This is a genomic window from Novosphingobium sp. EMRT-2, assembly GCF_005145025.1.
In the GTDB taxonomy this organism is placed as follows: domain Bacteria; phylum Pseudomonadota; class Alphaproteobacteria; order Sphingomonadales; family Sphingomonadaceae; genus Novosphingobium.
In genome coordinates this window covers 2,825,150-2,832,500 of record NZ_CP039695.1, presented here as the reverse complement: position 1 = coordinate 2,832,500, position 7,351 = coordinate 2,825,150, and the positions used below count along the sequence as shown (strand labels likewise).

The window sequence follows — 7,351 nt, the reverse complement described above, 5'->3', positions numbered from 1 at the left end:
CGCCCGGATGATTCGCGTTGCGCCCGCGAAGGACTCGGTCCGCTCCGGAGAGGGTGTAAGGCTTTCCTTAAGCGCGCCGCGGTATGGCGGCGGCATGAGCAACGTCCCACCCCAGGCATCGACGGCGCCGCGTGTCGCGGTCATCGTTCCGGCCTATGGAGTGGCGCATCTCGTCCGCGAAGCGCTTGCCTCGTTGCAGCGACAGACCATGATCGACTGGGAATGCGTCGTCATCGACGACGGGGCGCCCGACGATGTCGCCGGCGCGGTCGCGCCCTTCCTGTCCGATCCGCGTATCCGCTTCGTGCACACGAACAACCACGGCGTCTCGGCCGCGCGCAACTATGCCGTGCGCCAGACAAGCGCACCGCTGATCGCGCTGCTTGATGGCGACGACCTGTTCCGGCCGACCTATCTGCACACGATGGTCACCGCGTTGGAAGGCGACGAAAGCCTCCGCCTTGCCACGTGCGATGCCCGCATTTTCGGCGCTGTCCCGCGCGAGCGAACATGCGTCAACGGCCGGAAGCAGGGCACCGGCGACGGCACGCACGGATCGCTGGCCGATGTGCTCGACCGGTCGTTCAACGTCTATATCGGCACGACCTTCCGCCGCACCGACTTCGAGCGGATCGGCGGCTTCGACGAAACCATGGCGCAGTCGGAAGACTTCGACCTGTGGGTCCGGCTGATGATGCTCGGCGGCCGCGCCTATTACGCGAACGCTGTGCTCGGCGATTACCGGGTCCGGCCGGGCTCGGCGTCATCCAACGGCGGCCGGATGCTGCTCGGCAACATCAAGGTCTATGAAAAGGCCCGGCGCACGCTGCCGGACAACGCTCCCGAAGCCCCGCTGATCGATCGCCTGCTTGCGGAGAACCGTGCCGCGCTCGCGTTCGAACACGCCATCGACCGCATCGTCGACGGGGATACGCGGCGCGGGCTGGCGGAGCTGCGCGCTGCCAGCAGCCAGGTTGGCGGCATGGTCTGGCGTGCCTCCTTCGCGATCTGGCATGTGCTGCCCGCGCTGGCCCGTCCAATGCTGCAATGGCGGCGCAAGGCCCATCGGCGCGGGGGCGCCGGCGAAAGCACCTTGCCCGGCGTTTTCGGCATGGGAGGGTGAACGTGCCGCCGTCCTCCCCCGCCCTGTCCGTCGCCACCAGCGTCTATAATGGCGAACGCTTCCTCGACACGGCGATTGCCTCCGTCCTTGCGCAAAGCTTTGGCGACTTCGAATTCCTGCTGCTGGACGACCAGTCCACCGATGGAACCGCCCAGATCATGGCGCGGCACGCGCAGATGGATCGACGCATCCGCGTGATCCCTTCGGTCAGCAAGGGGCGCGTCGCGGCGCTGAACAGCCTGTTCGAGGCCGCGCGGGCGCCCTGGGTCGCCATCGTCGATGGCGACGACATCCAGCACCCCGATCGTTTCGCCCGACAGATGGCGGAAATCGCGCGGCACCCCGCTGGCGACCGCCTTGTCGTGCTGGGCGCGGAAGTCAGAATGGTCGGCATCGATGGCCAGCCGATCGAGCGCCCCGCGTTCCGGCGGCCACTCGATGACGCGGGAATCAGGGCCAATCTGGAAGTCGGGGCACAGCTTTCGCACAACGCCTGCGTGGTTTCGCGCGAGGCGGTGCGCGCCGTGGGCGCATACCGATCGGCCTACCGCCACGCCGAGGATTACGATCTCTGGTTGCGCCTGTCCGAAGCCGGATCGATGGCCAACCTGCCCGATCGGCTTGTCGACTACCGCATCTACCCGGACCAGGTCAGCAGCCGCCATGTCGTCGAACAGATGCGCAATACCGCGATCGCCTGGCTGGCGCACCGTTCCCGCGCCGCCGGCCTGCCCGATCCCACCGATCACATCGCGTCGATGCCGTCGCTGGAAGAACTCGACGCGTGGTTCGGCGAAGGCGCGGCGCGCTACGTCCGCCGCCGCATCCTCGACCGCGTGATCTATTCACCTGAGGCCCTGTCGGGAGACGGATGGAAGGCGCTGCGCGATCACGTTTACCGCGATGGCGCGCGCGGCTCCCGCCTGTGGCGCGCGGCGGCACGGCTTGCGCGGGCCGGACACCCCATCAAGGCATCGACCATCGCCGCCGGACTGATCGGCGTGCGCGGCCTGGGCAGCGTCGCATGAGCAAGACCACCGACACTCCCCCACAGATGCCCCCGCCTCAGATGTCCGTCCGCACCGCCGCCGCCTGGGCGCTGGTCTCGCAATATACCTCCTTCGCGATCCAGTTCATGACCAGCGTGGTCCTGGCGCGCTGGTTCATCACGCCGGCGGAACTCGGGCTGTTCTCGATCGCCTTCGCCGCGGTCACCATCGTCGCCTTCCTCCAGGATTTCGGCGTGACCCGCTACGTCAACGGCGAACGCGACCTGACGCCCGAAAAGCTGCACATGGCCTTCACCGTCTCGGTCGCCTTCGCCTGGGGCATCGCGATCCTGACGATCCTTTCGGCCAAGCCGATCGCCCTGTTCTACGGCGATCCGCGCCTGCTGCCGATCACGCTGGTCATCGCCTGTTCCTATCTGGCGGTTCCGCTGGCCATCGTGCCGCAGGCGACCTGCCAGCGGCGCATGGACTACAAGTCCAACACGATGATCGAGGTCGGCTCCTCCATCGCCAACGCCACCACGGCGGTCACCCTGGCGGTGCTGGGCTACGGCGCGCTGGCGCTGGCCTGGGGCGCGTTCGCGCAGCAGGCGGCGCGGTTGGTAGTCAGCCAGTGGCGCGCCGGGTTGATGCTGCCCTGGCCGTTGCGCCTGAAGGGGGCCGCGCCGGTGCTGAAGCTGGGCGGCACCAATTCCGTGCTGGCGACGTGCTATTCGATCACCGGCCGCGCGCCCGAACTGGTCATCGGCCGGCTGATCGACAACACCGCCGTCGGCCTGTTCACCCGTGCCTCGGGGCTGGCGCTGCAACTGCGCCTGCTCGTCGCTGGCGCGGTGACGGGCGTGTTCTACCCGGCCTTCCGCCAGGTGCGCGACAGCGGCCAGCCGCTCGGCCCGCCCTACCTGCGCGTGGTCGCCGCCTATACCGGGGTCACCTGGCCCGCGATGGCCGGCATCGCCGTGCTGTCGGAACCGCTGGTCAACCTGCTCTATGGCCCGAAATGGCTGGCGGCCGCGCCGCTGCTGGGCTGGGTCGCGCTGTCGCAGCTGTGCTATGTCTCGCTGCCGCTGAACGGCGATCTGCCGCTGCTGCTCGATCGCATGAAGGGCCTGATCCACCGCAACATCGTGGAAACCGTGATGTCGGTTCTGCTGATCGCGCTCACCGCGCCGTTCGGCCTGATCTGGGTCGCCATCTCGCGCTTCGCGCACGGGCTGTTCTGGGTCGTGATCTACGCGCCGTTCATGCGCGGGATGCTCGATTTCCGCTGGCGCGACCTGTTCCTAATCTACGCGCGCAGCCTGCTGGCCACGCTGGCGGCGGTAGGACCATTGCTCGCCAGCTATGTCTTCTGGCATGGCCCGGCCGAGACCGGATTCGCGCAGGCCGCCAGCATGGTGAGCGCCGGCATCGCGCTGTGGCTGGCGACGCTGTGGGCGATCGGCCATCCCCTGTTCGCCGAAGTGACGGCGATGCTGGGCGAGATTCTGGCGGCGCTGCCGCTTCGACGGAAGACGCCCTTCCCCCGATAAACACCATGGCTCCCGCGCCCGAACAGGCGTATGCTGCCAGGCGGAGAGAGAAGCCATGGCACTATATCCGCTATTCGCGGCGGGCGCGTTGCTGCCCCTGTTCACCGCCTACCCCATCGCCGTAGCGCAGGACGGCACAGCCCAGGCCGGTTCGGTCGACATCGTGGCGATCACGCCCGATCTGCAGGCCCGCATGACCGTGCCGGTGCATATCGGCATCGATAGCGCACAAACCGGCAGCAAGCAGGCCGGCCCCTACCGCTTCATGATCGATACCGGCGCGGAACGCACGATCCTGTCGCGCGATCTCGCCCGGCAACTCGGCCTGGCCAGCGCCGGACAGGCGCTGCTGGTGGGCGTGGCCGGCACGCAGGAAGTCGATCTGGTGGAAGTGGAGGAAATCAACCTCGGCCGCCGCAGCTTCTATGGCCTCACCGCGCCGCTGCTCGATGGGCGCTGGATCGGCGCGGACGGGATCATCGGGCTGGACAGCCTGCAGGATCAGCGCGTCCTGCTCGATTTCGACAAGAAGGTCATGGCGATCGGCGATGCCCGGCAGCTGGGCGGCAACAGCGGCTTCGAAATCACGGTGCAGGCGCGCCGCCGGTCGGGCCAGCTCATCATGACCAACGCCATGGTCGATGGCGTCCGCACCGACATCATCATCGATACCGGCTCCGATACCTCGATCGGCAATCCCGCGCTGCAAAGGGCGCTGGCACGCCGTCATGCGCAGGAACAGACCTCGCTCATATCGGTGACCGGGCAGACGATATCCGCCGACGTCGGACTGGCGCGCACGCTGGTGCTGGGCGGGTTGACGATGTCGAACACCCCGCTCGTGTTCGCCGATGCGCCGCCGTTCAAGGCGCTCAAGCTGGACAAGCGCCCGGCCATGCTGCTCGGCATGGATCAGTTGCGCCTGTTCCGCCGCGTGGCGATCGATTTTTCGAGCCGGAGCATCCTGTTCGACATGCCTCGGGGCCTGCCGACGCAGTTCGGGATGAACTGAACGCCGGGTACGCCAGCAGCGGCACGGGCACGGAGAATCCACCCGATCGGGCAACGGGGCTGGCGGATCGGCGCAAAGCGCCTATGTGAAGGCCCATGCCGCCCGAAACCGCCACCGACCGTAACGCCCGCCACGATGGATGGCGCACGCTGCGGCGCTTCCTTCCCTATCTCTGGCCCGCCGACAACACAGCGCTGCGCTGGCGCATCGTTTTCGCCAGCCTGTTCATCCTCGCCTCCACGGGTACGCAGCTTGTCCTGCCCTATCTGCTGAAGTGGGCGGTGGACGCGATGAACGTGTCCGGTCCGCGCCTGATGCAGTTCGCCATGCTGATGGTGCTGGGCTATGCGGCGGCACGCTTTACCGGGGTCGCCTTCGACAACCTGCGCAACATCGTGTTCGAGCGCGTGGGACAGGATGCGACGCGCGCGCTGGCCGAAAACGTATTCGCGCGCCTGCACCGCCTGTCGCTGCGCTTCCACCTCGCCCGCCGCACCGGCGAAGTGACCAAGGTGATCGAACGCGGCACCAAGAGCATCGACACGATGCTTTACTTCATGCTGTTCAACATCGCGCCCACGGTGCTGCAGCTCGCGATCGTGGCCGTGATTTTCTACTTCAACTTCGGCTGGGGCCTCGTCGCGGCAACGGCGGCGGCGATCGCCGCCTATATCTGGGTCACGCGCACCATCACCGAATGGCGCACGCATCTGCGCGAGAAGATGAACCGGCTCGATGGGCAGGCGCTGTCCCGCGCGGTCGATTCGCTGCTCAACTACGAGACGGTGAAATACTTCGGCGCGGAAGCGCGCGAGGAAGCCCGCTATGCGCAGGCGACGCGTGCCTATGCCGATGCCGCGGTAAAGAGCGAAAACAGCCTGGGCCTGCTCAACATCGCGCAGGCGGTGGTAGTCAACCTGCTGATGGCCGGGGCGATGGCGTGGACGGTCGTGGGCTGGGCCAAGGGCCAGTACACCGCCGGCCAGCTGGTGTTCGTGCAGACCTACCTCACCCAGCTGTTCCGCCCGCTCGACATGCTCGGCATGGTCTATCGCACGATCCGGCAGGGGCTGATCGACATGGCGGAGATGTTCCGCCTGATCGATACGCACGTCGAAGTCGCCGACACGCCCGGCGCGCCGGCGCTGATCGTGCGCCGGCCCTCGGTGGTCTTCGACAACGTGGTGTTCGGCTACGATCCCGACCGCACGATCCTGCACGGCCTTTCCTTCGACGTGCCGGCGGGCAGCCGCGTCGCCATCGTTGGCCCTTCAGGCGCGGGCAAGTCCACCATCGGCCGGCTGATGTTCCGCTTCTACGATCCGTGGACCGGCCGCATCCTGATCGACGGGCAGGACATCGCCAGCGTCACGCAGGCGTCCCTGCGCGCCGCGATCGGCATCGTGCCGCAGGATTCGGTGCTGTTCAACGACACCATCGGCTACAACGTGGCCTACGGCCGCGAAGGCGCGACGCAGGCAGACGTGGAAGCCGCCGCGCGCGGGGCCGCCATTTCCGATTTCATCGCCCGGCTACCGCAGGGCTTCGATACCGAAGTGGGCGAACGCGGCCTCAAGCTTTCGGGCGGCGAGAAGCAGCGCGTGGCCATCGCCCGCACGCTCGTCAAAAACCCGCCGATCCTGCTGTTCGACGAAGCGACCAGCGCGCTCGACACCCGGACCGAGCAGGACATCCTCGGCACGCTGCGCATGGTCGCCGCCAACCGCACCACGATCTCGATCGCGCACCGCCTGTCGACCATCGCGGATTCGGACCGCATCCTCGTGCTGGATCAGGGCCGTCTGGCGGAAAGCGGAAGCCACCTGGAGCTGCTGCGCCGCGACGGACTCTATGCCGAGATGTGGGCGCGGCAGGCGGCGGAAAGCGAAGACGTGAGCGAGGCGGCGGAGTAAGAAGCCGGGCTGCTCCGGCCTCCGGGTTTCACTTCACCACGTCGGCCTCGTGCCACACGACCGCCTGCGCCGCCTTCATGCAGGAATTCTCGATGTCCCACGCCAGCGACGGCGAGCCATAGAGCCGCCAGCCCTGCGCCAGCGCCTCGGACACGCGCTCACAGAAGGCGCGGTCGTCCTGGCCGGTGAGCAGGCGGTAGATCGGACGGTCTTCGGGGGTCTGGTGCATGGGCTTCGCGTACACCACAAACTTCGTCATGGCGAGGAGGCAAAGCCGCGCGCGACGCCCCTGGATTGCTTCGCTGCGCTCGCAATGACGAATGCGGGGGCAAATCTACGCGCAGATGTCCGCGACCAGATCCCGCCATTGCGGGTTTGCGTCTTCGATCAGGGCGAGCTTGCGTTTGCGCGAGCCGCCCTTGACCTGCTTCTCCCGGGCGATGGCATGTTCCATCGTAGCGTGCATTTCATACCAGACCAGCAGCTTGCAACCATAGCGCTTGGTGAAGCTGTCGGACGTTCCTTCGCGATGCTGCCATGCCCGTTGCAGGAGGTTGGATGTCACACCAACGTAAAGCGTGCAGTTTCGTGCACTGGCCATGATATAGACCGCTGGCTGGAAATCGCGCTTCATCCTTGCGGAATGTCCCGTCGCGGTACTCCGTGCAACGGTGAAATCGTCCGTCTCGTCATTGCGAGCGCAGCGAAGCAATCCAGAGCCGTTGCGCGCCGCGCTGGATTGCTTCGTCGGCTTTGCCTCC

General features: G+C 67.0%; 7 protein-coding genes. 5 read left to right on the top strand and 2 right to left on the bottom strand.

The features are described from left to right. Window positions 1-94 precede the first annotated feature (94 nt). The 5 genes from FA702_RS13880 (at window position 95) to FA702_RS13860 (ending at window position 6,590) form a co-directional block, all read left to right on the top strand. The gene (locus FA702_RS13880) at window positions 95-1,123 is read left to right on the top strand and encodes a glycosyltransferase family 2 protein (protein WP_168196070.1); all 1,029 of its coding nucleotides are present in this window, start codon (window positions 95-97) and stop codon (window positions 1,121-1,123) included. Between the two features lie 2 nt (window positions 1,124-1,125). Then, window positions 1,126-2,151 carry a glycosyltransferase gene (locus FA702_RS13875; RefSeq protein WP_168196069.1) on the top strand — a complete coding sequence of 342 codons (1,026 nt, stop codon included), beginning with the start codon at window positions 1,126-1,128 and terminating at the stop codon, window positions 2,149-2,151. After that, on the top strand, window positions 2,148-3,665 hold the full coding sequence (locus FA702_RS13870; RefSeq protein WP_168196068.1) for an oligosaccharide flippase family protein: 1,518 nt from the start codon (window positions 2,148-2,150) through the stop codon (window positions 3,663-3,665). The genes FA702_RS13875 and FA702_RS13870 overlap by 4 nt, the downstream gene beginning before the upstream one ends. A gap of 55 nt (window positions 3,666-3,720) precedes the next feature. Then, window positions 3,721-4,677: a retroviral-like aspartic protease family protein gene (locus FA702_RS13865; protein ID WP_136956608.1), complete on the top strand. Its 957-nt coding sequence runs from the start codon at window positions 3,721-3,723 to the stop codon at window positions 4,675-4,677. A gap of 95 nt (window positions 4,678-4,772) precedes the next feature. Beyond that, complete coding sequence (locus tag FA702_RS13860) at window positions 4,773-6,590, top strand: ABC transporter ATP-binding protein/permease (RefSeq protein WP_136956607.1); 1,818 nt, start codon at window positions 4,773-4,775, stop codon at window positions 6,588-6,590. 28 nt (window positions 6,591-6,618) lie between these two features. On the opposite strand, the gene FA702_RS13855 is transcribed toward FA702_RS13860, so the two are convergent. Together FA702_RS13855 and FA702_RS13850 are read right to left on the bottom strand one after the other, a co-directional pair. Then, window positions 6,619-6,819, bottom strand: coding sequence for a DUF1737 domain-containing protein (locus FA702_RS13855; protein WP_136956606.1), 201 nt, complete (start codon window positions 6,817-6,819; stop codon window positions 6,619-6,621). A gap of 105 nt (window positions 6,820-6,924) precedes the next feature. Beyond that, a complete protein-coding gene (locus FA702_RS13850) occupies window positions 6,925-7,224 on the bottom strand; it encodes a GIY-YIG nuclease family protein (protein ID WP_136956605.1) in 300 nt (99 codons plus the stop codon). Between the last annotated feature and the right edge of the window lie 127 nt (window positions 7,225-7,351).